Genomic DNA, 25,484 nt, shown 5'->3' with positions numbered 1-25,484 from the left:
ATCAGTTCTGCCTTTCGAGGTCGATGGGTGGAATTCAGCTGGTCCGGGTGAGCAGTCGCCCCTTCGGGTCGGTGAACTCGCCGTCCGCGACGATGCGTTCGCCGCGCAGCCAGGTGGACTTCACGACGCCGTACAGGGTCTTGCCCGCGTACGCCGTCACGCGGTTGCGGTGCTGGAGGGCGGCCGGGTCGACGGTGAACGTCTCGTCGGGCGCGAGGACGGCGAAGTCGGCGTCACGGCCCGCCTCGATGGCGCCCTTGCGGTCGTCGAGTCCGACGAGCTCCGCCGTCCGCGAGGACATCCAGCGGACCACGTCCTCCAGGCCGTGCCCGCGCCCGCGCGCCTCGGTCCATACGGCCGCCAGGCTCAGCTGGAGTCCGGAGATGCCGCCCCAGGCCGTCGCGAAGTCGTCGGTCTTCAGGTCGGCCGTGGACGGGGAGTGGTCGGTCACGATGCAGTCGATCGTGCCGTCGGCCAGCGCCTGCCACAGCAGGTCCTGGTTGGCGGACTCGCGGATCGGCGGGCAGCACTTGAACTCGCTGGCGCCGTCCGGGACTTCCTCGGCGGTGAGGGTCAGGTAGTGGGGGCAGGTCTCGACGGTGATCCGGACTCCGTCCGCCTTCGCCTCCGTGATCAGCGGCAGGGCGTCGCTGGAGGACAGGTGCAGGACGTGCACGCGTGCGCGCAGGGCCTTCGCCTCACGGATGAGCTGGGTGATGGCCGTGTCCTCCGCGTCCCGGGGACGGGAGGCCAGGAAGTCGGCGTACTTGGGTCCCGGCTGCTGCGGGGCGGAGGCGAGCAGGTGCGGGTCCTCGGCGTGCACGATGAGCAGACCGTCGAACGAGGCGATCTCCGCCATGGAACGGGCCAGCGGGTCCCGCTCGAGGTGCGGGAACTCGTCCACGCCGGACGGCGACAGGAAGGCCTTGAAGCCGAAGACGCCTGCCTCGTGCAGCGGGCGCAGGTCCTTGACGTTGTCGGGCAGCGCGCCGCCCCAGAAGCCGACGTCGATGTGCGCCTTGTCGGCGGCGACCTTCTGCTTGACGCGGAGGTGGTCGACCGTCGTCGTCGGCGGGAGGGAGTTGAGCGGCATGTCGACGAGCGTGGTGATACCGCCGGCCGCCGCGGCGCGCGTGGCGGTCCAGAAGCCCTCCCACTCGGTGCGGCCCGGGTCGTTGACGTGCACGTGCGTGTCGACCAGGCCGGGCAGCAGGACGTCGTCGCCGAGGTCCTCCAGGCGGGCACCGGACGGGACTTCGGCGTCGTACCCGAGTACGGCCGTGATCTTGCCGGCGGAGACCAGGACCGAGGCGGCCCGTGTCCCCTCCGGGGTGATGACGCGCGTCGAGCGCAGCACCAGTTCAGCGTCGGACACCCGGACCCCTCTCTGCCGCCGTTCACTTCCGCGTAACGGAATTCAACTTTCTGTTGAAGGAGTCTCCGCTCCCGTTCCCGCGCCGTCAAGGGCACACTTCTCCACAGTGCACCCGCCCGCCACTCTCTGGACGTTTCCACAAAGCGGAATTACAATTCCGCCAAGCAGAACGTAGCTACGTACAAGCAGGGAGTCAACCGACCGACGGGTAGGCTTCTGAGCTCCTACCGGTCCCGAAAGGAACGCCGTGCCGACGTCCAGCGCCAGCACCACCGACTCCGCCAGGTCCAGCTCCAATGGTGGCGTCCAGTCCCTCGAGCGCGCCTTCGACCTGCTGGAACGGATGGCGGACGCGGGCGGCGAGGTCGGCCTGAGCGAGTTGTCCGCGAGCAGCGGGCTGCCGCTGCCCACCATCCACCGCCTCATGCGGACGCTCGTGGTGTGCGGTTACGTACGCCAGCAGCCCAACCGCCGCTACGCCCTCGGCCCGCGGCTGATCCGCCTCGGCGAGTCCGCGTCCCGGCTGCTGGGCACCTGGGCCCGCCCGTACCTGGCCCGGCTGGTCGAGGAGACCGGCGAGACGGCGAACATGGCGCTGCTCGACGGCGACGAGATCGTGTACGTCGCCCAGGTGCCGTCCAAGCACTCGATGCGCATGTTCACCGAGGTCGGCCGGCGCGTGCTGCCGCACTCCACCGGTGTCGGCAAGGCGCTGCTCGCCTCCTTCCCGCCGGAGGAGGTGCGGGCCCTGCTGTCCCGCACCGGCATGCCGGCCGCCACGGAGAAGACGATCACCACGCCTGACGGCTTCCTCGCGGCGCTGGAGGAGGTGCGGCGCAACGGCTACGCGATCGACGACAACGAGCAGGAAGTCGGGGTCCGCTGCCTCGCCGTCACCGTCCCCGACTCCCCCACGGCAGCGGCCATCTCGATCTCCGGCCCGGCAGGACGGGTGACCGAGGCGGCGACGGACAAGATCGTGCCGATGCTGCAGCAGGTGGCCGTCGAGTTGTCGGAGGCCCTGGCCAGCTCGGCACCGACCGCCTAGACCTCAACGACGCGGCGGGTCCCCGAACAACTCCACCGCGTCCCGTACGGCCGAAAGCCCCCGGGACAAGGCGCTCACCGAGCCGATCGCGCCCGCGATCAGCAGTAACGACCGGCGCAGGCGCGGGACTTCGGGGGCTCCCTCGATCGTCATCGCGGCCAGCGCGGCAAGTTCGTCCTCGGCGATTCCCCGGTCGGGGAACTCGCCGGGGTGCGCGGCGAGTTCGCGGCGCAGACGGGACACGGCCGTCCGCAGTCCCGCCACCCTCAGGTCCTCGTCGCTGCCCGTCACCGACCTCTGCCCCAAGCTCCGCAACAAAGCTCCCCCTCGCACGCCGTTGTGCGCCAGTAGTCACGCATCCCCCGTCGAGCGCCCCTGACGGTGGTCGGGCGCCGGGGACGCGGGTCAGTAAACGCCACCGCTGCCGGGCACGCCACCATACGGACCGAAATTCAGCCCAACGGCACCGGCCGCGCCCGCAGGCGTCAGGTATGCAGGACGCATGACTGACAAAGAAGCCCCCCTGGTCGCGGGTCTGCTGCTCGCCGCCGGGGGCGGACGGCGGCTCGGCGGACGCCCCAAGGCCCTGCTCCGGCACCGTGGCCGACCGCTCGTCGAGTACGCGGTCGGAGTGCTGCGCGCGGCCGGGTGCGCCCGCGTGCACGTGGTCCTGGGCGCACAGGCCGCCGCCGTACGGGAGCAGGCGGAACTCGGTGACTGCGTCCTGGTGGAGAACCCGGACTGGGCCGACGGGATGGGCTCCTCCCTGCGCGCCGGGCTCGACTCGCTCGCCGGCACGGGCGCGCGGGCGGCGCTGGTGTCGCTCGTCGACCAGCCCGGCATCGGCCCGCAGGCGGTCGCGCGCGTGCTCGCCGCCTTCCAGGACGAGGCATCGCTCGTCTCGGCCGCCTACGACGGTGTGCGCGGGCATCCGGTGCTCTTCGGCGCCGCCCATTGGGCGGGCATCGCCGCGACTGCGACCGGCGATCGAGGGGCACGCGCCTATCTGAAGGCGCACGAGGCCGCGATCGGGCTCGTCGAGTGCGGGGACGTGGCCCGGCCGTACGACATCGACACGGAGGCCGATCTCACCCACCTTGAGTGAAGGCGGTGGCACCCAGAGCCACCTTGCCTCGACTCAGAGAATCTCGACGTCAACAAACCATTGAACTTCCACCATGAGGAAACTAGTATCCACTGTTCAGAAGCGCCCGGCTGCTCCACGGGCGCTCCCAGCCGTATCCGGGAAGACTGGCACCCGGTGCCAAAGCTCGTCCGTAGTTCGCTGAAGGAAGTGACAGCTCATGTCCGCACCAGCGCCGTCCCCGCTGGCCATCGTCGACGCCGAGCCCCTGCCCCGGCAGGAGGAGGTCCTCACCGAGCCGGCCCTCGCCTTCGTGGCCGAGCTGCACCGCCGGTTCACGCCCCGGCGTGACGAACTCCTCGCCCGCCGTGCGCAGCGCCGCGCCGAGATCGCCCGCACCTCCACACTCGACTTCCTCCCGGAGACCGCCGCCATCCGCGCGGACGACTCCTGGAAGGTGGGCCCGTGCCCGCCCGCGCTGCAGGACCGCCGGGTCGAGATCACCGGCCCCACCGACCGCAAGATGACCATCAACGCCCTCAACTCGGGTGCCCGTGTCTGGCTGGCCGACTTCGAGGACGCCTCCGCGCCGACCTGGGAGAACGTCGTCCTCGGCCAGGTCAACCTGATCGACGCGTACACCCGGAACATCGACTTCACCGACCCGAAGTCCGGCAAGTCGTACGCCCTGCGCGCCGGCGACGAGCTCGCCACCGTCGTCATGCGCCCGCGCGGCTGGCACCTGAGCGAGCGTCACCTCCAGATCGACGGTGAGCCGGTCCCCGGCGCCCTCGTCGACTTCGGCCTGTACTTCTTCCACAACGCCCAGCGTCTGCTCGACCTCGGCAAGGGCCCGTACTTCTACCTCCCGAAGACGGAGTCGCACCTGGAGGCCCGCCTCTGGAACGAGGTCTTCGTCTTCGCGCAGGACTACGTCGGCATCCCGCAGGGCACCGTCCGCGCGACCGTCCTGATCGAGACGATCACGGCGGCGTACGAGATGGAGGAGATCCTCTACGAACTGCGCGACCACGCCTCCGGGTTGAACGCCGGCCGCTGGGACTACCTGTTCTCCATCGTCAAGAACTTCCGTGACGGCGGGTCCAGGTTCGTCCTCCCGGACCGCAACGCGGTCACGATGACGGCCCCGTTCATGCGCGCGTACACCGAACTCCTCGTCCGCACCTGCCACAAGCGCGGTGCGCACGCGATCGGCGGCATGGCGGCCTTCATCCCGTCCCGCCGGGACGCCGAGGTCAACAAGGTGGCCTTCGAGAAGGTCCGCGCCGACAAGGACCGCGAGGCCGGCGACGGCTTCGACGGCTCCTGGGTCGCCCACCCCGACCTGGTCCCGATCGCCATGGAGTCCTTCGACAAGGTCCTCGGCGACAAGCCCAACCAGAAGGACCGGCTGCGCGAGGACGTCTCCGTGCAGGCGGCCGACCTGATCGCCATCGACTCCCTGGACGCCAAGCCGACGTACCCGGGCCTGGTCAACGCCGTCCAGGTCGGCATCCGCTACATCGAGGCGTGGCTGCGCGGCCTCGGCGCGGTCGCCATCTTCAACCTCATGGAGGACGCGGCCACCGCCGAGATCTCCCGCTCCCAGATCTGGCAGTGGATCAACGCGGGCGTCGAGTTCGAGAACGGCGAGCACGCCACCCCCGAGCTGGCCCGCAAGGTCGCCGCCGAGGAACTGGCGAACATCCGCGCCGAGATCGGCGAGGAGGCCTTCGCGGCCGGTCACTGGCAGCAGGCCCACGACCTGCTCCTGGAGGTCTCCCTCGACGAGGACTACGCGGACTTCCTGACGCTGCCCGCGTACGAGCAGCTCAAGGGCTGACCTACTCCTGTGACGCCTTGTCCGAGTGGCCCAGGGACTTTCCCGGGGCCACTCGGTCGCGTACGGCCTGCTTGACCGCCGTCGGCTCGGGGAAGCCCTGCTCGCGGCGGTCCCAGACGACTTCGCCGTCGACGCGGACGACGAAGATCCCGCCCATGCCCGGCTTCAGCGCCAGTTCGTCCAGCTCCGCCTCGAAGGTGGTGAGCAGTTCCTGCGCCAGCCAGGCCGCCCGGGGCAGCCACCTGCACTGGGTGCAGTACTCGATCTCTACACGGCCACTCATCCGAGGTGCACCGACCAATCCTGTTCCGCGGCCGGTTTGCCGTGCAGGTCGGGCACCTGCTTCAGCCACTTCGGCCGGCCTTCCTGTGACTTCGCCGCTCGTTGGGCCTGCTCGGCGGCGAGTTCCTCCCGGGTGGGGAAGTCGGTGGGGAGCCAGGCGGAGGACGCCCGCACGCGCGCGTGGAGGTGGCCGACGTAGGCCTCGCGGAGCGCGTCGGGCGTCTCGAAGCCGGGCTCGTCCGCGAGCCAGGCGTCCGGCACCTCGGCCACGATCCCGCGCAGCAGTTCCTCGCTCACCTTGGGCGCCAGCTCCGCGTCCGCGGCGCGCACGTCGGGGGCGTAGTGGCCGAGGGCGTGGTGGCGGAAGTCGTAGGACTTCCCCGGGTCCGAGCCGTCCCAGCGGTGGTGGAAGACCAGGGCCGCTCCGTGGTCGATCAGCCACAGGCGCGGCGGGACGGTGCCGAAGGTGGGCCAGATCATCAGGTTCGAGCTGTGCACCGTACGGTCGACGTTCGTGGTCAGGGCGTCCAGCCAGACGATCCGGCCCGCCTCCAGCGGGTCGACGGGGAACGTCTTCGCGACCTCCGGGGTGAAGTCCCGGGCACCCGGCAGAAAGTCCATGCCGAGGTTGACCCCCGCGCTGGCGGCGTGCAGGTCCCGCACCTCCTGGTGCGGCTCGCCGTCCGCGACGGCGGGGTCGAAGTGGACCAGGACCAGCTCGGGGAAGCGCAGCCCCAGGGCGCGGGCCAGCTCGCCGACGATCACCTCGGCGACCAGCGCCTTGCGCCCCTGCGCGGATCCGGTGAACTTCACGACGTACGTGCCGAGGTCGTCGGCCTCGACGACTCCGGGCACGGAGCCGCCGGACCGCAGCGGGGTCACGTATCGAACAGCAGTCACGTCGCGCAGCACACCCGCCAGGGTAAGTCAGCGCTCATCCGGCCAGCGGGTTCGGGAGGGGCAGATAGCGGGCGTCGGCGCCGTCCGCGCCCGTCCAGCGCAGCAGCAGGTTCGTCTTGCCGGGGAGCGTGGGTGCGGTGAGCAGGCCGGCGATCTCGGGAAGGTCGTGGCGGGCCAGTTCGCGGCGTACGGCGGGCCAGGGGTCGAGGCCCGGGTGACGCTCGGCGAGGGCCGCGGCGACCTCGCAGAGGTGGTTCACGACGAGCGTGTACACCAGCCGCTCCCAGCCGGCCGCACGGGACACGTCCGGCAGCAGCTTCACGCCCTCGGCGTCCCGGAACAGGGCCTGCACCGGAACGCCGTCGCCGTCGACGGCGACGAGCGTGTTCTGCAGGTGGGCCTCCAGGACGACGCCGTGGTCGGCGAAGGCCTCGAGGGCGGGCGGTACGACCGCGCACAGGTACGCCTCCCACCAGGCCGGGTCGCCGAGCGGGCCGCCTTCGACGCCCTCCACCAGGCCCGCGGCGAGAAACGGAGTGGCACCGGGCAGCAGGTGGCCGTGGAAGCCGTCGCGCACCAGGACCGCCAGTTCCTCGTACGCGAAGTCGGCGGTGCGGTAGCCGCGGTCGGAGAGCCAGGCCGCGGGGCTCGTCGCGAACGCACGGGACGCCGCCGTATCGGTCCGGCGGAGATTCAGCAGGTCGTGGCGCCACAGCCGACGGATGTCGTTGGTGATGCGGACGTCGAGGCTGAACTTGAGGAAGAAGTCGCCCGCGGAGACGGACCCGGGGGCGCCCCCGGGGACGTACAGCGTGCGGATCGCGGCCGTCGGCCACGCCTCGGAGCCGGTCGTGCCGAGCCGGATCAGCCGCCCGTCGGCGAAGGCGCCCTCGAGGTCCCGGCCGACCAGGTCCAGCTGCCACGGATGCGCGGGCAGCAGCCGGTACCCGGGAGGCGCCTCGCCGAAGGCGTCCAGGGCCGAGGTGTCGCCCTCCTCGACGACGGCGTCCTCGCGCAGGCCGAGCAGCGTCAGCGGGAAGCGGGCGTGCGCCTCGGGGGCGTACGGCAGCCAGGCCGCGGCCGGTCCGCCGCCCCGCGCCTTGGGGGCGGGGTGGTAGGGGTGGCCGGTGAGGAGGCACTGCTCGGAGCGCAGGTAGGGGTCCGCCGGCGGCGTCGCACGCGCGCGTGCGGTGAGCAGCGCGGCCACCGTGTCCCGGCTGTCGATCATCTCGGCGGGCAGTTCGTCGTTGGACAGGCCGGTGTGGCGGCGCAGCTCGTCGGCGACGAGCTTGACGAGCTCGGTGTGCCCGATGCGCTGCCAGGCCCCGTCCGCACGCACCTCGGGCTCGGCGGGCCGCCGTTCGCCGAGCACCCGCAGCAGGCGGCCCGTGCCGTGCAGCCGGTACACGCGCCGCTCGCCCGGGCCTGGTACGGGCTCGGCCACCTCCCGGAGCAAGCAGTTCAGCAAGGGCGCGACCGCGTGGGCGTCGGCGGCGGCGGACTGGGGGTTGGGGTGCACTCGCTCCACTCGTTCTCCACGGTCCGTTCAGGACGCGATCCACGGCCCGTTCAGGTCTGTCCCTACGGTCCGTTCCGGTGGGAAGACGATCAGTATGTCTGTCGTCGGCACCTGGTCCGACGTCCTACTCGTACCCGAGGAGCCCGCCCGTGCACCCTCTCCCCAGCGCCGAGGCCGAGGTCGGCGCCGATCTGGCCGACGTACGCCCCGAACTCGCGTCGCGGTACGCCGCCGAGCTGCCCGGGGCCCGGGCGGCCGTGCTGACCCGGCTGTGGCGTGCCCTCGCGCACGAACCCCTGCCCTGGGTCGCCGGCCGCGAGACCGGCCGGGAGGGCCTCACCCTGCGCCTTTCGGACGGGAGCAGGCTGCACGGCCCGCGTGCCGACCCGTACGCCACCACCGCGTACGTCACCGCCGTCCGGCTCGACGGGGCATCGTACGACGATCCGGCCCGGCTGCTGACCGATCTCTCCGTACCGCATGGCACGTCCTTCGCCGCCGAACTCGGCCACAGCGTTGCCTCGTTGGCGCTGGCGCGGGCCGGGCAGGGCGGTCGCCGGAAGGAGTGGCCGGTGGCCGACTGGGAGTGGGAGCAGCGGGTGGCCGACGGGCATCCGTTCCACCCCAACTGCCGTTCCCGGCCCGGCTTCTCGGTCTCGGAGCAGCTGGCGTACGGGCCCGAGCACCGGCCGGTGGTGACGCTGGGGCTGGTGCCGGTGCGGGCGTCGGAGTGCCTGGCGACGGGCCGGTGGCCGGAGCGGATGCGGGACGGGGAGAAGCTGCTGATCCCGGTGCATCCGTGGCAGGCCGAGCATGTGCTCAAGCGCCCCTACGACCCCTACGGCGACGGGATCGCCGCGCACCCGCTGATGTCCCTGCGCACCCTCGCCCTCCCCGGCGGACCGCATGTGAAGACCGCGCTCAGCGCACGCCTCACGTCCTCGGTGCGGGACATCTCGGTGTACTCCATCGGCATGTCGGCCACGCTGTCGGACTTCGCGGCGGAGCCGGCGGCACGCCTGGACGGGCTGCTCCACGTGACCCGCACACTGGGGGCCGTCACAGCCAACTCCCCGGACCTGGCCGCGGTGTTGCGGGAGTCGCCGCAGGAGTACGCGAGGTCCGGCGAGCGGGTCGTACCGGTGGCCGCGCTGGCCACCACCGAGCTGCCCCGATCGCCCACGTGGCTGGCCGAGTTCACGCGTCTCGCCCTCACCGTGGGGCTGCGGCTGCTGGAGCTGGGGGTCGCGCTGGAGGCGCACGGGCAGAACCTGCTGGTGGTGCTGTCCGCGAGCGGCTCCCCGGTGCGGCTGGTCTACCGCGACCTCGCCGACATCCGCGTCAGCCCGGCCCGGCTGGCCCGGCACGGCATCCCGCTGCCCGAGTTGTCCGGCCGGATCGTCACGGACGACGTGCCGACCCTGCGCCGCAAGCTGTTCGGCTCGCTGGTGGCCGGGGCACTGGCGGGTACGGCGGGCTCGGGCGCGGCGTTGCGCGGGGCGCTGGAGGCGGTCGTACGCGATCTGCCGGACACCGCGGACCTCACAGCGCTGCGCCGGGAGCCGCTGCCGACGAAGGCGCTGACGCTGATGCGGCTGTCGCCCGGGACGCCGGGGGACCAGTGGGCGGAGCTGCCCAATCCGCTGGTCACCGAGGTGTTCTGACCTCGTTTTGAAGCGGGACACCTCTGATCAATAAGATCCGCCGATGATCACAAGAACACGGCTGGCGACCGGGGTTTGCGCCCTGCTCGCCGCGCTCGCGGCCGGGATGGCGTTCCCGGCCGGGGCGGTCGCCGATGAGACCAGCGCGTTGGCGCCCAAGGTCGATCTCGTCCTCGACGTGAGCGGCTCGATGCGGGCCAGGGACATCGACGGCCAGTCCCGGATGGCCGCGGCGAAGCAGGCCTTCAACGAGGTGCTGGACGCGACGCCCGAAGAGGTCCAGCTCGGCATCCGCACGCTCGGCGCCAACTACCCGGGCGACGACCGCAAGACGGGCTGCAAGGACACCGCGCGGCTCTACCCGGTCGGCCCGCTGGACCGCACCGAGGCCAAGACGGCGGTGGCGACCCTCACGCCGACCGGCTGGACGCCCATCGGTCCCGCGCTGCTCAAGGCCGCCGACGACCTCGACGGCGGCGAGGGCTCCAAGCGGATCGTGCTGATCAGCGACGGCGAGGACACCTGCGCCCCGCTCGACCCGTGCGAGGTGGCCCGGGAGATCGCCGCCAAGGGCATCGGCCTGACCATCGACACGCTCGGCCTGGTCCCGAACACCAAGATGCGGCAGCAGCTCAGCTGCATCGCCGAGGCGACCGGCGGGACGTTCACCTCGGTCGAGCACACCGAGGAACTCACCGACAAGGTCAATCAGTTGGTGGACCGCGCGGCCGATCCCGTGGTGACGCCGGTCGCGACGACGGGCGCGGACCGGTGCGCGAAGGCGCCCACGCTGAAGTCCGGCCTGTACACCGATCGCGAGGAGTTCGGGCAGCAGCGCTGGTACCGGGTGGACGTCGAGCCCGGCCAGGAGCTGCGCGCGTCGGTGAGCGTGTCGGCCGACCGGGCGGTGAACCCCTCGTACGGAGTGCTGCTGCGGGCGGTGACCGAGCGCGGGCGGGAGGTCGTACGCGGCGAGTCGGCGGGCAACGGCCGTACGGATGTCATGTCGACCGGCCTGCGCTACCCGAAGGCCGAGGCCGACGACGAGGACACCGCGACCGCCGAGACGGTATGCCTCCAGGTCACCCACTCCTTCTCGGCCGGTTCCGGCGTGCAGACCACGCCCGGGCTGCCGCTGGAGCTGACGATCGACGTCGTGGACGGGCCGTCGCAGTCGAGCGACGTGGCCTCCTTCGGCCTCGGGCGCGGCTGGTGGCTGCTCGGCGCGCTGATCCTCGCAGGCTTCCTCGCCGGTCTCGTCTGGGGCTGGCTGTCGCGCTGGCGGGTCGCGGTCTGGAGGACCAACTGATGCGGATCACAAGCGTGTTGAGCGCTGCCCTGCTCATACTCGGGCTGGCGGCCACCCCTGCGGTGGCCGACACCTCTCCCTCGCCCAGCGCTTCAGAAGACGGCGGCGCGCCGACCCTGGCCGGCACCTCCTTCCGTACGGCGACCGAGATCGCGCAGGGGCAGACGGCCACCGCGAGCGCTTCCACGGGCGACTACCTGTACTGGTCGTTCCCCGCGGACGCTGGCCTGCGCCCCACCGTCCGGGCGACGGTGAAGTTGCCCGACACGCACGCCGCCGAGACCTGGCAGATCGACGTGTACGACGGTCTGCGCCGCCGTCAGGCCTGCCAGTACGGAGCACAGACGCGCACCGCGGCGGCGAACGCGGGCACGGTCGAGCTGACCTGCGTCCTGCGCACCGTCCGCGGCTGGTCGGAGCCCTGGGCGAATGACCCGCTGCCGGGCACGTACTACATCCGTCTGACGGTCGTGGACGTGCCCACCTCCGACCTCGGTCTGCCGGTCGGCGCCGAGGTCCGGGTCGACTCCAAGGACATCGGCGGTTCGGCCGCGGTCGACGGGAAGCTGGCGGAGCCGCTGGTGCCCGGAGTCGCCGTCAAGTCCCAGGCCGACGAGGAGGGTTCGTCCGCCTCGGCCGTGCTGTCCAGCATCGAGCCCGAGGACGGCTGGGCCTCCGGCTGGTGGTCCGATCGCTGGGTGTGGACGGTGATCGGCGGCGCGCTGGCCGCGCTCGCGGGCGTCGCCGGGTACGCGCTGACGCGCGGGCCGGGACGACCGTCACGGGTGCCGCCGGGCGCCTGACAGCTCGTCACGCCGACCGACAAGGCCCGCCGTACGCGACCCGTACGGCGGGCCTTGTGCCGGTCAGACGTCGAGCAGGGTCTTGGCCAGGGTTCCGTCCCCGCTCACCTCGATACGGCCGTCCCGTACGGCGTCAGCCACGCTCAGCTCCCCTCGCGCGAGGGCCTCGCACGTCCCGGGGTCCAGGACCAGCCGCGCGTCGGGTTCACCGGGGGCGGGCCCGTCCCCGTAGACCGGCCCGTCCTCGGCGCCGGCGTGCAGGTGGAAGTCCCCCTCCTCCAGGCGGACTTCGACGAGCCCTTCGCCCTCCAGGGATCGCAGCAGAGGCAGCGCGAACCAGTGCGCGCGCACGGCGTCGGTGGGGCGGCGCTCGCCGAGTTCGGGCTGCCCCCACTCCCCCAGCGCCTGGAGTACGGGCAGCAACTCCCGCCCTCGTGAGGTGAGTTCGTACACGTACGCCGCTCCCGGCGGGGGCAGCTTGCGCCGCGTGCTGATGCCGTCCCGTTCCATGTCCTTCAGCCGCGAGGCGAGCACGTCCGTGCTGACGCCCGGCAGGTCGGCGTGCAGGTCGGTGTAGCGCCGCGGGCCGGCCAGCAGCTCCCGGACGATCAGCAGGGTCCAGCGGTCGCCGACGACGTCGAGCGCGCGGGCGGCGGAACAGTACTGGTCGTAGCTTCGGCGAGGTGACATGCGACGCAGTCTAGACATGTTGTTGGACTTTCCAAGCTCGAACTTGGTAAAACCAAGCAACACACGAAACCGGAGGGGCGAGCGCGCATGGAGTTCCGGCAGTCGAGCAAGCTGAGCGAGGTCTGTTACGAGATCCGCGGCCCGGTGATCGAGCATGCGAACGCGCTGGAGGAGGCGGGCCACAGCGTGCTGCGCCTGAACACCGGCAACCCCGCGCTCTTCGGCTTCGAGGCGCCGGAGGAGATCCTCCAGGACATGATCCGGATGCTCCCCCAGGCGCACGGCTACACCGACTCGCGCGGCATCCTCTCCGCCCGCCGGGCCGTGGCCCAGCGCTACCAGACGCTCGGCCTGGAGGTCGGCGTCGACGACGTCTTCCTCGGCAACGGCGTGTCCGAGCTGGTCTCCATGGCCGTACAGGCACTGCTCGAGGACGGCGACGAGATCCTCATCCCCGCCCCGGACTTCCCCCTCTGGACGGCGGTGACGACCCTCGCCGGCGGCAAGGCCGTGCACTACCTGTGCGACGAGCAGGCCGACTGGTACCCGGACCTGGACGACATGGCGTCGAAGATCACGGACCGCACACGCGCCGTGGTCATCATCAACCCGAACAACCCGACCGGCGCGGTGTACCCCAAGGAGATCCTCGAGGGCATCCTCGACCTCGCCCGGCGCCACGGCCTGATGGTCTTCGCCGACGAGATCTACGACCAGATCCTCTACGACGACGCCGTGCACCACTCGGTCGCGACCCTCGCCCCCGACCTGGTGGTCCTCACCTTCTGCGGCCTGTCCAAGACGTACCGGGTGGCGGGATTCCGCTCCGGCTGGCTCGTCGTCACCGGCCCGAGGCAGCATGCGAAGGACTATCTGGAGGGCCTGACGATGCTGGCCTCCATGCGGCTGTGCGCCAACGCACCCGCCCAGTACGCCATCCAGGCCGCGCTCGGTGGCCGCCAGTCCATTCGCGAACTGACCGGGGCGGGCGGGCGGCTGTACGAACAGCGCAACGTGGCCTGGGAGAAGCTCAACGAGATCCCCGGTGTGTCGTGCGTGAAACCGAAAGGCTCGCTGTACGCGTTCCCGCGCCTCGACCCCAAGGTCTACAAGATCCATGACGACGAGAAGTTCGTCCTGGACCTGCTCCTGCGGGAGAAGATCCAGGTCGTGCAGGGCACGGGCTTCAACTGGCCGACACCCGATCACTTCCGGATCCTGACCCTGCCGTACGCGGACGACCTGGAGGCGGCGATCGGACGGATCGGGCGATTCCTGAGCGGGTATCGGCAGACCTGAGCGTCCGGGGTGGGTAGAACCCGGGCATGAGTACCCGCCCTCTGCTGCTCCTCGACGTGGACGGCCCTCTCAACCCGTTCCGCGCCCCGTACCTCCGCCATCGCGGCTACGTGACGTGCCGGTTGCACCCCGCCAACTGGTCCGCCCGGCAGCGGCCGGGGTCCCGGCGGCTGCGCCGGGGCTTGAAGGTACGCCTGCATCCGGGGCACGGAGAGCGGCTGCTGGCGCTGCCGTACGACCTGGTGTGGGCCACCACCTGGCAGCACCAGGCCAACGAGATGGTCGGGCCGGTGATCGGGCTGCCGGGTGATCTGCCGGTCATCGAGTGGCCCGAGCTGTTCGGCACGGATCCGGACGGGCTGTACTGGAAGACCCGGCACGTGGTCGCGTGGGCGGCGGGGCGGCCCTTCGTCTGGGTCGACGACATGATCACCGACCTGGACGTACGGCATGTGGCGGCCCACCATGGCGCTGCCGCCCTGCTCGTGCCGGTCGACGCGCGCAAGGGGCTGCGCGAGGGGGACTTCGCGGAGTTGGAGCGGTGGGCTCGTAGCCTGTGATCCATGAGTGATCTCTTTCTCGTCCGGCACGGCGAGACCGCCTGGTCGCTGTCCGGGCGGCACACGGGCTCGACGGACGTACCGCTCACCGAGCACGGGCGGGAGGAGGCACGGCGGCTGGTGCCGATGATCCGCTCGCATCGGATCGGGGCGGCGTTCGTCAGCCCGTCGCAACGGGCGCGGGAGACCGCCGAGCTGATCGGACTGCACGACGTGCGGGTCGACGCCGATCTGAGGGAGTGGGACTACGGCGGCTACGAGGGCATCACGACCGTCGAGATCCAGCGCGAGCGGCCGGGGTGGTTCCTGTTCACGGACGGGGTCGCACCGGGGCCTCCCGACCATCCCGGGGAGAGTCCGGAGCAGGTCGGGGAGCGCGCCGACCGGATGCTGGCCAAGGTGGACGCCGCCTTCGCCAACACCGAGGGGTGCGTGGTGCTCGTGGCGCACGGTCACTTCCTGCGGGTGCTCACGGCGCGGCGGCTCGGGCTACCGGCGGCGGACGGGGCGCTGTTCCAGCTGGCGACGGGGACGCTGTCCCGACTGGGTACGGAGCACGGTCGGCCCGTGATCGCCGGGTGGAATGTCAGACCCGGGTCGTAGCCTTCCCAGCAGATGGGCCGACTGCCCGGCCGGCGGGCGGGGCAGTCGGCCCGAGCGCCCGGGGAGGAGCACGCCGTGACCAGACCGCCGACCGCCGCCCAGCGGCGTGTCATCGACGCCGCCGATCCCGCCACCGGGCGGCTGAGGGGTACGGAGACCCAGCTCACGGCGCTGGTGAAGCGGGGGCTCGCCTTCCGGCACCCGCGGCCGCCGCACGATCACTTTCTGACGCCGGCGGGGCATCGGATACGGGAGGCCGAGCCGGCACCGCCCGCACCGACCGAGGACACCGCGGCCAGAGGTGTGTTCGCCGCGCGGACCGGCGGTGAGGAGGACGCCCCGCGCTCGGGCCCGGCGCGGCTGCGCGAGGTGCGCGGGGCCTGGCAGGGTCTGCTGGAGCTGCGCCGGATGACCAGCCCGGACGGGGCTGTGGACCGGCCGTGCGGCTGGGAGCGCACGCATCTGGTGCAGGCCGCCGCGCTCGCGCTGGAGGCGGCCGGCCACCCTCCGGCCGGGCCGGACTCCTCGGACGGGTACCGGGTGCGGGCGACCCCGCAGCCGGAGGCCGTCGCGGTGCACGAGAGCGACGGCGCGCGGCTGCGGGCCTGCGCGGCCACACTGGATGAGGCGGGCTGGCAGGTCGGCGAGCACACCGAGCCGCGCACGAGGGCGCGCTATCTGCTTGCGTCCCCACGACGGGCATGACGTGCGTGCCAAGATCGGTGCACTGGGCACCGAAGGCGAGAAGGGGAAGCAGTGAGCGAGCAGTTTTCCGTCCGGGTCACCGTCCGCGGCTACGAGACCGACACTCAGGGGCACGTCAACCAGAGCGTGTACATCAACTACGCCGAGCACGCGCGCTGGTCGCTGCTCCAGGCCGCGGGCATCACCCAGACGGGACTGATAGGCAAGGGCGTGGGTCCCGTCGCGCTGGAGACGACCATCCGCTACAAACGCGAGCTCCTCGCGGGTGACGAGGTGGACATCACCTGCGCCTTCGAGTGGTCGGACGGCCGGACGTTCAGCGTCCTGCAGACCATCAGCAAGGCCGACGGCACCGTGGCGGCCGAACTCAGGGGCGTCGGCGGGCTGCTGGACCTGAAGGAACGCAAGCTGGTGGCGAACCCGCAGGACTACTTCAAGGAACTGTCCACGGACCCGAGCCTGTTCGGGCTGTAGTCAGACCTGCTCCTTGTCGTGCTCGGCGTCGTAGGTGGCACGCGACTCGGCGATGTAGACCCTGTTCCGCTCGGCCCAGTCGGTCAGGCGCTGCAGGGTCTCGTGCAACTCCCGTGCCACCGGCGTCAGTGCGTACTCCACCTTCGGCGGCACCGTCGGATGGACGGTGCGGGTGACGAGACCGTCGCGCTCCAGATTGCGCAGGGTGAGGGTCAGCATCCGGCGGCTGATGCCCTCGATGCTGCGCTCCAACTCGGTGAAGCGAATGGGTCCGTGCGCGGCGGCGACGAGGATCTGGACGCTCCACTTCCCGGAGACCCTGTCAAGAACTTCGCGGACCGGGCACGCGTGCGCGTTCACTGCCTGGACGGTTACACCGGTGTTCCTCCGGGACATGGAACTGCCTCCTTATGCCGCTCTCCAATGGTCACTCACGATGTACCCCGTTACAAGTCGTGCACCATTGGAGAATCCGGAGGCAGGACCGTCATGACGGCCATCGTCGAATCCCCGACGCGGACACCACACCGAACGTACTCCCGCTGGGCGTCCCTCGTCGTCCTGTGCGCGGGGACGCTGATGACGATCCTGGACGGCAACATCGTCACGGTCGCCATGCCCGCCATCCAGAGCGACCTCGGCTTCTCGGGGCCGGGCCTCGCCTGGGTCGTCAACGCCTATCTGATCCCCTTCGGCGGGTTGCTGCTGCTGGCGGGCCGGCTCGGCGACCTGGTCGGCCGCAAGCGGATGTTCACCGCGGGGCTCGCCGTGTTCACCGCAGCCTCCGTGCTGTGCGGGGTGGCGACCGAGCAGGGTGTGCTGATCGCGGCGCGCGCCCTGCAGGGCGTGGGCGGGGCGATGACCTCGGCCGTGGTGCTCGGCATGCTGGTGGCGCTGTTCCCCGAGCCACGTGAACAGGCCCGCGCCATCGCGGTGTTCAGCGCGGTCGGCGCGGCGGGCGGGGCGCTCGGCACGTTCCTCGGCGGGGCGCTGACCGAGACCCTGAACTGGCACTGGATCTTCCTGATCAACCTGCCGATCGGGATCGTGGCGTGGCTCGCGGCGCTACGGGTGCTGGAGCCGGACCGCGGCGCCGGCCTCGGCAAGGGCGCCGACTACCCGGGCGCGGCGCTGGTCACCGGCGCGCTGATGCTCACGGTGTACGTCATCGTCGGCGCCGGGGAGCGCGACCTCACCGCCACTCTGCTCCTGGCCGCGCTGGCCCTCGCCCTGTTCGTGGCGTTCACGCTCCGCCAGGCGCGAGCGGCGCGTCCGCTGCTGCGGCTGCGCCTGTTCGGCTCCCGGCTGCTGAGCGGCGCGAACGCCGTGCAGATCGCGATGATCGCGACGATGTACGGCTTCCAGTTCATCGGCGCGCTGTATCTCCAACGCGTCCTGGGATACGGCGAGTTGCTCACCGGCACGGCATTCCTGCCGGCGCCGGTCGCGATCGGCGTGCTGATGCTGGGCCTGTCGGCACGCACCGTCGGCCGATACGGGGAGTACCGGGTCCTGCTGGCGGGGCTGGTCCTCATCGTCGCGGGCATGGCGCTGCTGAGCCGCGCGCCGGTCGACGGCTCGTACCTCACCGACGTGCTCCCGCCACTGCTTCTGCTCGCCACCGGCTTCGCCGCGGCGATGCCGGCGCTGACCGGGCTCGCGATGTCGGGGGCCCGGGACGAGGACGCGGGGCTGGCGTCCGGGCTCTTCAACACCACGCAGGTGGTGGGTGGTTCGCTGGGCCTGGCGGTGCTCTCGGTCCTGGCCGCGAGCCGCACCGACGGCCTGCGCGAGCGCGGTACGGAACTGGTGGCCGCCACGGCAGCGGGTTATCAACTGGCTTTCCAGGTAGGGACGTTGATCGCCGTGGGCGCGTTGACGCTCGCGGCACTGGCGCTGCGCTCGCGACAGAACTGAGCACAACCATTCGCATACCCCGCGGGTCACATCATGCAGGAGCAACCAACTCCAATGGTTACCAGGGGGAAATATGCGATTCACCCGTTCCGTCCTGTCCGGCGCCGCGGTGGCGGCCCTGATGGTGGGGAGCACGGCCGCCCTGGCCGCGCCCGCCTCCGCGGCGCCCAACACCACCCCGCAGAAGGTCTGCGGCAGCGCCTACAAGACCGTGAACTCGGCGCCCGTCGGCTCGCTGGGCACCGTCTATCTGACGTACAACGCCTCCAACGGCGAGAACTGCGTCGTGACCATCCGCAAGAACCCGGGCGCCGCCCAGCACATGTCCGCGTGGATCTACGTCCCCGACACCGAGGAGTTCCACGAGGACAACGGCAGCTTCACGTCGTACGCAGGACCGACCTACGTCACCGGCAAGGGCCACTGCGTCGACTGGGGCGGGCACATCAAGAACGTGTACGTGCAGGTGACCGGCTCCAACTGCGGTTCCCTGAAGGAGAACCGGGTGACCTTCACCCGCTGATCCGGCCCCACAGGGACACCGCTCGCCCCGGCAGGACTCCCGGAGTTCTGCCGGGGCGGGCGCGTGTCGCCGCGGGGGCTAGGCCGCGTTCTTCCAGACCGTCATGTCCAGGCTCAGCGAGGCGAGCTCCGGCAGCGCCGTCGACTTGGTCTGGATCACGAGCAGCGCGATGTCCCCGGAGGAGTGCTTGACGCAGATCTCGCTGCCGGCCGCCACCGAGGCCAGCGTCCAGCGGTGGCGATCGGCACCACCGAGCAGGAGACGGCACTCGTCGAGGGTCGTCCCCGTGCCGCCGAACATCTGGAGGAACACGCTGGTGTCGCTCTCGATCGCGCAGCCGACGTCCTTGCAGTCGAGGCGGATGTCGCCCTTGAGGTCCTCGCGCCAGAGCGGCTTCTTGAAGCTCAGTGACGTCTCGGCGGTCAGCAGCACGGGGGCTTGGGTGAGGACTTGCGGTGACGCGGACGCGGTCGGGGAGACCTTCGACGCCTCCGGTGTCCGGTCACCGGTTCCCGACGCCTCGGCGCCGCCCTCCGCCGTCGGCGCGGAGGCCGACGACGACGCCCCCCGCTCCGAACCGGACGACCGTGCGGGGTCCTCGGGGCCGGACGCCGAAGTGGCGCCGGCGACCCAGTTGCCGAACCTGTCCGCCGCGTCCGAGACCAGCCAGGCATAACCCGTCAGCACCAGAGCCCCGGCCGTCACCGCCGCGGTCGTGATCAGCGCGGCACGCCGTCTGCGTGCCCGCCGCCCGTCGGGCTCCGCCGGCTGCGGCTGTGGCTGTGGCTCCGTGACGACCAACGGCCGTGTGTGCAGCACCCGGGTGGGATCGGGCACCGGGGACGGAACCGTCACCTCCAGCCCCATGGTGTCCTGCCAGACGGTCGGTCCCGCGCCCGCTTCGGCGTCGGCCCCGAGCCGCCGCCGGCACCACTCGATGATCTCCGCCGGGGTCGCGCGCTCCTCCGGGGGCGCGGCCAGGCACCGGGCGAACAGGGGACGGAGTTGCTCGGGCAGCGCGGACAGGTCGGGTTCGTCGTGCACGATCCGGTACAGCACGCCGGGCGCGGAACCCTCCCCGTAGAGCGGCCGGCCCAGCACCGCGAACGCCGCCGTCTGGCCCAGCGCGAAGACATCCGTCGCCGCCGTGACCTCGCCTCCGGACGCCTGCTCGGGAGCCATGAAGTGGGGTGTGCCGACGGTGGAGCCCGCGGCTGTGTGGGAGCTGAGGTCGGCGGCCAGCGAGATGCCGAAGTCGATCACCCGGGGCCCGTCGGCGGCCAGCAGCACATTCGACGGCTTCAGGTCCCGGTGCACGATTCCCGCACCATGGATGGCCTGCAGCGCCTCGGCCACCCCCGCCATCAGCCACAGCACCGCGGGCACCGGCAGCGGGCCACGCCGGGCGACGGCTTCCGTCAGGGAGGGCCCGGGCACATACAGCGTGGCCAGCCAGGGCGGTACGCCGTCCGCGTCGGCGTCGATCAGCTCGGCGGTGTACGCGCCACGGACCCGCCGGGCCGCCTCCACCTCCCGGCGGAATCGGCGTCGGAAGCCGGGATCGTCGGCCAGCTCCGGGCGTACCACCTTGATCGCCACCGGTCGGCCGCCCTGCGTGTGCGACAGAAAGACCCGGCCCATGCCACCGGCGCCGAGCCGGGCGGCGAGGCGGTATCCGGCCACAACGGGCGGATCGTCCGCCTGGAGTGGCTGGAACACCTCAGTCGCGTTGCTCATCGGCCCGCTTCCCCCTCATCCCCTGAACCCCTGGTCAATCATGAGTTGACCGAGGCAGAAGCCTAAGCGGAATTCGGATGCGGAAGGCCCCGGCCGCCTGGGAAGCTCCCACTCCATGGCCGCACGACGCATCAAACCCAGCCTCTACATCTCCGTCGACATCGAGGCCGACGGCCCCATCCCGGGTCCCCACTCCATGCTGAGCTTCGGCGCCGCCGTCGCCGGGGTGCAGGACGCCGGCGGATTCACGGCCGCCGACCCGGAGAAGGACACCTTCTACCGTGAACTACGGCCGATCAGCGAGGAGTTCGTCCCCGAGGCGCTGGCCGTGAGCGGGCTCGATCGGGAGCGCCTGCGCAAGGGGGGTCTCGACCCCGCCCTCGCGCTCGCGCAGTTCACACGCTGGGTGCGTGAGGTCGGCGGTGACGCGCAGCCGGTGATGTGCGGCTACCCGGCGTCGTACGACTGGACGTTCCTGTACTGGTACTTGATCCGCTTCACCGGAGCGAGCCCCTTCGGGCACTCGGGCTGCCTGGACATGAAGACGCTGTACGCGACCAAGGCCGGGCTGCCGCTGCGGGCGGTGGCCAAGGGCACCATGCCGCGCGAGCTGCTGTCGCGGCGCCGCCATACGCACCATGCGCTGGACGACGCCGTCGACAGGCCGAGTTGTTCGCCAATCTCATGGCGTGGCCGGGGCCCGGGTCGCCCCGCTGATCTCCTCCCCTGCCTCCATGGGGTGGGTGACGTCCTGCGCGTCGCGGCTCCTGCCGAGGTGGTTGAAGACGAGGTTGAGCACCACCGCCGCCACACAGCCCGTCGAGATGCCGGAGTCGAGGACGATCCGCGCCGTCTCCGGGAAGGAGTGATAGAACTCCGGCGCCGTGACCGGGACGATGCCGACGGCCAGGGAGACGGCGACGATCAGGACGTTGTTGTCCCTGTCCAGACCGGCCCGGACCAGGGTCTGGATGCCGCTGGCCGCCACCGAGCCGAACAGGACCACGCCCGCGCCGCCGAGCACCGGGCGCGGTACGACCGCGATGAGCGACGCGGCCATCGGGCACAGGCCCATCAGGACCAGGAAGCCGCCGCCCGCGGCGACGACGTACCGGCTGCGGATCTTCGTCATCGCGACCAGGCCGATGTTCTGTGCGAAGGCGCTGCACATGAAGCCGTTGAAGAGGGGGCTGATCGCCGAGCCGAGGGTGTCGGCGCGCAGGCCCGCCGCGATCGTCTTCTCGTCGGCCGGGCGGTCGACGATCTCACCCAACGCCAGCATGTCGGCGGTCGATTCGGTCATCGACACCACCATCACCACGCACAGCGAGATGATCGCGGCGAGCTGGAACTGCGGTGCGCCGAAGTGGAACGGGGTGGGGAAGCCGATGACAGCCGCGTCCGCGACGGGGCCGAAGTCGGTGACGCCGAACGGGATGGCGATCAGCGTGCCCGCCACCAGGCCGAGCAGGACCGCGATCTGCTTGACGAAGCCCGTGGTGAACCGGCGCAGGAGCAGGACGATCAGCAGGGTCCCGCCCGCCAGGCCCAGGTTCGTCGCGGAACCGTAGTCACCGGCGGCCGGGTTGGGGCCCTGCGCCCAGCCGAAGGCGACGGGGAGCAGCGAGATGCCGATCAGGGTGATGACCGTGCCCGTCACGACCGGCGGGAAGAAGCGCACCGCCTTGCTGAAGAAGGGGGCGGCGAGGAAGCCGAGGAGACCGGCGACGATCACGGCGCCGAAGATGATCGGCAGGGCGTCCGACTTGTCCTCGGTGGAGGCGACGATCGCGGTCATGGGGGCGACGCCGGCGAAGGTGACGCCGTTGACGAACGGCAGCCGGGCGCCGATCTTCCATATCCCGAGGGTCTGGAGGAAGGTGGCGAGGCCCGCGGTGAACAGGCAGGCGCCGGTGAGGAAGGTCAGATCGGTCGCGGAGAGGCCTATGGCCGCGCCGACGATCAGGGGTGGGGCAACAACTCCCGCGTACATGGCGGCCACATGCTGCAGGCCGGTGGTCGCCATTTTCAGGGCGGGGAGTTTCTCGTCGACTGGATGAACGGACTTGGCGGACACTGCGGCTCTCCTCCGGTCGGTTACACGGCGGCTCTGACGTGGGTTTCAGGGAGGTGGTGCGCGGTCGTGCGGGACCGGGGACGGGCCCGTTTTTGGGGGAAACGGTGACCGTTCCGGGGCGCACGCATGGGCGCGCGCCCCGGAGACGGCCGCCATGGACCCCGCTCGGGTCCACGGCCACCGGTCGGGAGCCGTCCCTCCCGACCGGAGATCTTCAACTGATCAGGCCTGCGCGGCGATCCTCGCCAGGCGCTGTGCCTCTTCGCGGGTCGAGCGGGCGATCGCGTCCTCGTCGGCCGTACTCAGCCGGCCGTCCTCCACGATCTGGCGGCCGTTCACGAACGACGCCGTGACCGGCGCCGCCGCGCCGAAGACCAGCGCGGTCACCGGGTCGGCGATGGAGGCGTGGGCGAGCGTGTCCAGCTTCCACAGCACCAGGTCGGCCAGCTTGCCGGGCTCCAGCGAGCCGATCTCGGCGGCGCGGCCGAGTACCTGGGCACCGCCGTAGGTGCCGAGCCGCAGGGCCTGCCGGGCGTTCAGGGCGGCCTCGCGGTGGGCGCCGAGACGGTTGATGAGCAGGGCGTTGCGCAGTTCGGTGTGCAGCTCGCCGGACTCGTTGGACGCGGTGCCGTCGACGCCGAGGCCGACCGGGACGCCGGCCGCGAGCATGTCGGGGACGCGGGCGATGCCGGCGGCGAGGCGGGCGTTGGAGGACGGGCAGTGGGCGACACCGGTCTTCGTCCGGGCGAAGGCGGCGATGTCGGAGTCGTTCATGTGGACGCAGTGCGCCATCCACACGTCCTCGCCGAGCCAGCCGGTGGACTCGAAGTAGTCGGTCGGGCCCATGCCGAACAGCTCGTGGCAGAACTTCTCCTCCTCCACGGTCTCCGAGCCGTGGGTGTGCATGCGCACACCGAGACGGCGGGCCAGCTCGCCGCCCTGCCTGAGCAGCTCGGTGGAGATGGAGAACGGGGAGCAGGGGGCGACGGCGACCTGGGTCATCGCGTCGAAGGAGGAGTCATGGTGCTGCTTGACGGTCTCCTCGGTCGCGGCCAGCGCGCCTTCGAGGGTCTCGACGGCGAAGTCCGGCGGCAGTCCGCCGTCCTTCTCGCTGCGGTCCATGGAGCCGCGGGCGAGGGTGAAGCGGACACCCATGTCGCGGGCGGCGCCGATGATGGCGCCGGAGAGGTCGCCGGAGCCCTGCGGGTAGACGTAGTGGTGGTCCATGGCGGTGGTCACGCCACCGCGGGCCATCATCGCCAGCGAGCCCTGCGCGGCGGCGCGCACCATCTGCTCGTCGATGCGCGCCCACGTCGGGTAGAGGGCGACGAGCCAGTTGAAGAGGTTGTGGTCCGTGGCCAGGCCCCGCGTGATCCACTGGTAGAAGTGGTGGTGGGTGTTGACCAGGCCGGGAGTGACCAGGTGCCCGGTGGCGTCGATGCGGCGTACGACGTTCTCCAGGCCCTCGGGGGCCTTGCCCGCGCCGAGCGACTCGATGCGGTTGTCCGCGATGACGAGGTGGCCCGTGGCGTACTCGGTGTCGTTCGCGTCGACCGTCGCGATCGAACAGTTCTCGATGACGATGCGCTGGGCTGCTGCCATGATTCGTCCCTTTTCGACGAGGTGTGCTGAGCGGAGAGGGCACGGCAGGACCCTGGGGGATTTGAGTACCGCGGCCGGGGAGCCTCGCTGGCTCGCTCCTCCGGCCGCGGGTGCCGAAATGGAGTTGCTGGCTTACAGGTTGGTGAGGTCCACCGGGATCTTCGGCTCGCAGCCGTCCCGCAGGATGGTGGCCTCGATCAGGCCGTAGGGGCGGTCGGCCGCGAAGTACACCTCGTTGTCGTTCTTCAGCCCGAACGGCTCCAGGTCCACCAGGAAGTGGTGCTTGTTCGGGAGGGAGAAGCGGACCTCGTCGATCTCGCTGCGGTTGTTGATGATCCGCGAACCCATCTGGTACAGGGTCTGCTGCAGCGACAGCGAGTAGGTCTCGGCGAAGGCCTGGAGCATGTGCTTCTTGGTCTGCTCGTAGGACTTCTCCCAGTTGGGCATGCGCTGCTCGTCGTCGGTCCAGTTGAACCGCCAGCGGCCGGAGACCTGGGTGGCCAGGATGCGGTCGTAGGCCTCCTGGAGCGTCGTGTACTTGTCCTTGACGTAGCCCCAGAACTCGGAGTTGGTCGAGTTCATCACGACGAGGTCCTTGAGGCCGGAGACGACCTCCCACTTCTCACCGTCGTAGGTGATCTGCGTGACCCGCGTCTCCTGGCCCTTGCGGACGAAGGAGTGCTTGACCTCGTCCGCGCCGATGAACTGGGAGTTGGCGTCGGAGGCGTCGATCCGCTCCCAGGCGTACTCCTCGATCCGGATCCGGGCGACCTTGATCGGCTCCTGGCTGGTCACGAAGTGCCGGGCCAGGTGGATGCCGAACTGCTCGGCCGACTCGATGCCGTACTCCTTGGCGAACGCGAACACCGTGTTCTTGGTGGTGTCGGTCGGCAGGACGTGGGCGTTCGAGCCGGAGTAGTGGACCTCGTCCATGTCGCCGGAGAGCGCCACGGATACGTTCAGGTCCTTGATGTGGTGGGTGGCGCCGTCCCGCGTGATCTTTACGACTCGGTTCTCGGCCTTGCCGTACTGGTTCTGTCCCAGGATCGTGGGCATGTCTGCTAGCTCCCTCGGTAAACGGAGTAGCCGAACGGGTTGAGCAGCAGCGGCACGTGGTAATGCTCCCCGGGGTTCACGGCGAAGGTGATCGCCACCTCGGGGAAGAACACGGCACCGCTGTCCCGATTCGCGGGGGCGTCCTGCTGCGCATCGGCTTGCTTCTTCTCGAAATACGGCTCCACGGCGAAGTCGAGCCGTACGTGTGTGGTGCCCTCCGGCAGCGCCGGCAGGTCCTTGCACCGCCCGTCCGCGTCGGTCGCGGAGCCGCCGAGCGTCTGCCAGTCCGCGCCGCGGCCGGTGCGGGCTGCGAGCTGGACGGCGACGGCTTCGGCGGGGCGGCCGACGCTGGTGTCCAGGATGTGGGTGGACACGGAGGCGGTGGTGCTGGTGCTCATGGTCAGGCGTCCTCTT

At 71.0% G+C, this 25,484-nt stretch carries 25 protein-coding genes; 13 read left to right on the top strand and 12 right to left on the bottom strand.

Going from position 1 to position 25,484, the window contains the following annotated elements; genetic code table 11:
- Positions 1-34 precede the first annotated feature (34 nt).
- The gene (gene allB, locus ACWGDB_RS14160) at positions 35-1,375 is read right to left on the bottom strand and encodes an allantoinase AllB (RefSeq protein ID WP_453822681.1); all 1,341 of its coding nucleotides are present in this window, start codon (positions 1,373-1,375) and stop codon (positions 35-37) included.
- Between the two features lie 247 nt (positions 1,376-1,622).
- Here allB and ACWGDB_RS14155 point away from each other — a divergent pair, with 247 nt between their 5' ends.
- A complete protein-coding gene (locus tag ACWGDB_RS14155) occupies positions 1,623-2,423 on the top strand; it encodes an IclR family transcriptional regulator (RefSeq protein WP_453822680.1) in 801 nt (266 codons plus the stop codon).
- A 3-nt stretch (positions 2,424-2,426) separates the two neighbouring features.
- Here the strand turns inward: ACWGDB_RS14155 and ACWGDB_RS14150 are convergent, their stop codons facing one another.
- Entirely contained in the window at positions 2,427-2,741 is a 315-nt protein-coding gene (locus ACWGDB_RS14150; protein WP_383609580.1) for a DUF5955 family protein, read from the bottom strand.
- 184 nt (positions 2,742-2,925) lie between these two features.
- On the opposite strand from ACWGDB_RS14150, the gene ACWGDB_RS14145 reads away from it, so the two are divergent.
- The gene (locus ACWGDB_RS14145) at positions 2,926-3,528 is read left to right on the top strand and encodes a nucleotidyltransferase family protein (RefSeq protein WP_453822679.1); all 603 of its coding nucleotides are present in this window, start codon (positions 2,926-2,928) and stop codon (positions 3,526-3,528) included.
- A 199-nt stretch (positions 3,529-3,727) separates the two neighbouring features.
- Positions 3,728-5,350 carry a malate synthase A gene (aceB, locus tag ACWGDB_RS14140; protein WP_453822678.1) on the top strand — a complete coding sequence of 541 codons (1,623 nt, stop codon included), beginning with the start codon at positions 3,728-3,730 and terminating at the stop codon, positions 5,348-5,350.
- Between the two features lies 1 nt (position 5,351).
- Here the strand turns inward: aceB and ACWGDB_RS14135 are convergent, their stop codons facing one another.
- From ACWGDB_RS14135 to ACWGDB_RS14125, 3 genes are read right to left on the bottom strand one after another with little or no spacing between them, the layout of a single operon-like run.
- Positions 5,352-5,633, bottom strand: coding sequence for a SelT/SelW/SelH family protein (locus tag ACWGDB_RS14135; RefSeq protein WP_453822677.1), 282 nt, complete (start codon positions 5,631-5,633; stop codon positions 5,352-5,354).
- A complete protein-coding gene (locus ACWGDB_RS14130) occupies positions 5,630-6,544 on the bottom strand; it encodes a HipA family kinase (RefSeq protein ID WP_453822676.1) in 915 nt (304 codons plus the stop codon). The genes ACWGDB_RS14135 and ACWGDB_RS14130 overlap by 4 nt, the downstream gene beginning before the upstream one ends.
- 22 nt (positions 6,545-6,566) lie before the next feature.
- Positions 6,567-8,051, bottom strand: a complete 1,485-nt coding sequence (locus ACWGDB_RS14125; RefSeq protein ID WP_453822818.1) for an IucA/IucC family protein — start codon at positions 8,049-8,051, stop codon at positions 6,567-6,569.
- A 149-nt stretch (positions 8,052-8,200) separates the two neighbouring features.
- On the opposite strand from ACWGDB_RS14125, the gene ACWGDB_RS14120 reads away from it, so the two are divergent.
- The 3 genes from ACWGDB_RS14120 to ACWGDB_RS14110 are packed head-to-tail and all read left to right on the top strand — an operon-like array spanning position 8,201 to position 11,827.
- Entirely contained in the window at positions 8,201-9,715 is a 1,515-nt protein-coding gene (locus ACWGDB_RS14120) for an IucA/IucC family protein (RefSeq protein ID WP_453822675.1), read from the top strand.
- Positions 9,716-9,758: 43 nt separating this feature from the next.
- Positions 9,759-11,024, top strand: coding sequence for a VWA domain-containing protein (locus tag ACWGDB_RS14115; protein WP_453822674.1), 1,266 nt, complete (start codon positions 9,759-9,761; stop codon positions 11,022-11,024).
- On the top strand, positions 11,024-11,827 hold the full coding sequence (locus ACWGDB_RS14110; RefSeq protein ID WP_453822673.1) for a hypothetical protein: 804 nt from the start codon (positions 11,024-11,026) through the stop codon (positions 11,825-11,827). The genes ACWGDB_RS14115 and ACWGDB_RS14110 overlap by 1 nt, the downstream gene beginning before the upstream one ends.
- A gap of 63 nt (positions 11,828-11,890) precedes the next feature.
- Here the strand turns inward: ACWGDB_RS14110 and ACWGDB_RS14105 are convergent, their stop codons facing one another.
- Positions 11,891-12,517, bottom strand: a complete 627-nt coding sequence (locus ACWGDB_RS14105) for a winged helix-turn-helix transcriptional regulator (protein ID WP_453822672.1) — start codon at positions 12,515-12,517, stop codon at positions 11,891-11,893.
- A gap of 87 nt (positions 12,518-12,604) precedes the next feature.
- Here ACWGDB_RS14105 and ACWGDB_RS14100 point away from each other — a divergent pair, with 87 nt between their 5' ends.
- The 5 genes from ACWGDB_RS14100 to ACWGDB_RS14080 all read left to right on the top strand — a co-directional run bounded on the left by ACWGDB_RS14100 (position 12,605) and on the right by ACWGDB_RS14080 (position 16,158).
- Positions 12,605-13,816, top strand: a complete 1,212-nt coding sequence (locus tag ACWGDB_RS14100) for a pyridoxal phosphate-dependent aminotransferase (RefSeq protein ID WP_453822671.1) — start codon at positions 12,605-12,607, stop codon at positions 13,814-13,816.
- Positions 13,817-13,842: 26 nt separating this feature from the next.
- Positions 13,843-14,376, top strand: a complete 534-nt coding sequence (locus ACWGDB_RS14095) for an HAD domain-containing protein (protein ID WP_453822670.1) — start codon at positions 13,843-13,845, stop codon at positions 14,374-14,376.
- A gap of 3 nt (positions 14,377-14,379) precedes the next feature.
- Positions 14,380-14,979, top strand: a complete 600-nt coding sequence (locus ACWGDB_RS14090; RefSeq protein WP_453822669.1) for a histidine phosphatase family protein — start codon at positions 14,380-14,382, stop codon at positions 14,977-14,979.
- Between the two features lie 75 nt (positions 14,980-15,054).
- Positions 15,055-15,684 (top strand): hypothetical protein, encoded by a 630-nt coding sequence (locus ACWGDB_RS14085; protein ID WP_453822668.1) that lies wholly within the window; start codon positions 15,055-15,057, stop codon positions 15,682-15,684.
- 51 nt (positions 15,685-15,735) lie between these two features.
- On the top strand, positions 15,736-16,158 hold the full coding sequence (locus ACWGDB_RS14080) for an acyl-CoA thioesterase (RefSeq protein ID WP_453822667.1): 423 nt from the start codon (positions 15,736-15,738) through the stop codon (positions 16,156-16,158).
- On the opposite strand, the gene ACWGDB_RS14075 is transcribed toward ACWGDB_RS14080, so the two are convergent.
- Positions 16,159-16,554, bottom strand: a complete 396-nt coding sequence (locus ACWGDB_RS14075; protein WP_453822666.1) for a winged helix-turn-helix transcriptional regulator — start codon at positions 16,552-16,554, stop codon at positions 16,159-16,161. It lies immediately after the preceding gene.
- A gap of 93 nt (positions 16,555-16,647) precedes the next feature.
- On the opposite strand from ACWGDB_RS14075, the gene ACWGDB_RS14070 reads away from it, so the two are divergent.
- Positions 16,648-18,075 carry an MFS transporter gene (locus ACWGDB_RS14070; protein WP_453822665.1) on the top strand — a complete coding sequence of 476 codons (1,428 nt, stop codon included), beginning with the start codon at positions 16,648-16,650 and terminating at the stop codon, positions 18,073-18,075.
- 73 nt (positions 18,076-18,148) lie between these two features.
- Complete coding sequence (locus tag ACWGDB_RS14065; protein ID WP_453822664.1) at positions 18,149-18,598, top strand: spore-associated protein; 450 nt, start codon at positions 18,149-18,151, stop codon at positions 18,596-18,598.
- Between the two features lie 78 nt (positions 18,599-18,676).
- Here the strand turns inward: ACWGDB_RS14065 and ACWGDB_RS14060 are convergent, their stop codons facing one another.
- The 5 genes from ACWGDB_RS14060 to uraH all read right to left on the bottom strand — a co-directional run bounded on the left by ACWGDB_RS14060 (position 18,677) and on the right by uraH (position 25,468).
- Positions 18,677-20,335, bottom strand: a complete 1,659-nt coding sequence (locus ACWGDB_RS14060) for a serine/threonine-protein kinase (protein WP_453822663.1) — start codon at positions 20,333-20,335, stop codon at positions 18,677-18,679.
- A 682-nt stretch (positions 20,336-21,017) separates the two neighbouring features.
- Positions 21,018-22,412 carry a nucleobase:cation symporter-2 family protein gene (locus ACWGDB_RS14055; protein ID WP_453822662.1) on the bottom strand — a complete coding sequence of 465 codons (1,395 nt, stop codon included), beginning with the start codon at positions 22,410-22,412 and terminating at the stop codon, positions 21,018-21,020.
- A 222-nt stretch (positions 22,413-22,634) separates the two neighbouring features.
- Positions 22,635-24,014 carry an 8-oxoguanine deaminase gene (locus tag ACWGDB_RS14050; protein ID WP_453822661.1) on the bottom strand — a complete coding sequence of 460 codons (1,380 nt, stop codon included), beginning with the start codon at positions 24,012-24,014 and terminating at the stop codon, positions 22,635-22,637.
- A gap of 132 nt (positions 24,015-24,146) precedes the next feature.
- Positions 24,147-25,070, bottom strand: coding sequence for a factor-independent urate hydroxylase (pucL, locus tag ACWGDB_RS14045; protein WP_453822660.1), 924 nt, complete (start codon positions 25,068-25,070; stop codon positions 24,147-24,149).
- A gap of 5 nt (positions 25,071-25,075) precedes the next feature.
- Entirely contained in the window at positions 25,076-25,468 is a 393-nt protein-coding gene (gene uraH / locus ACWGDB_RS14040; protein ID WP_383248635.1) for a hydroxyisourate hydrolase, read from the bottom strand.
- Between the last annotated feature and the right edge of the window lie 16 nt (positions 25,469-25,484).

It is taken from the genome of Streptomyces sp. NPDC055013 (genome assembly GCF_053608645.1).
This window is presented reverse-complemented; position numbering and strand designations above follow the sequence as displayed.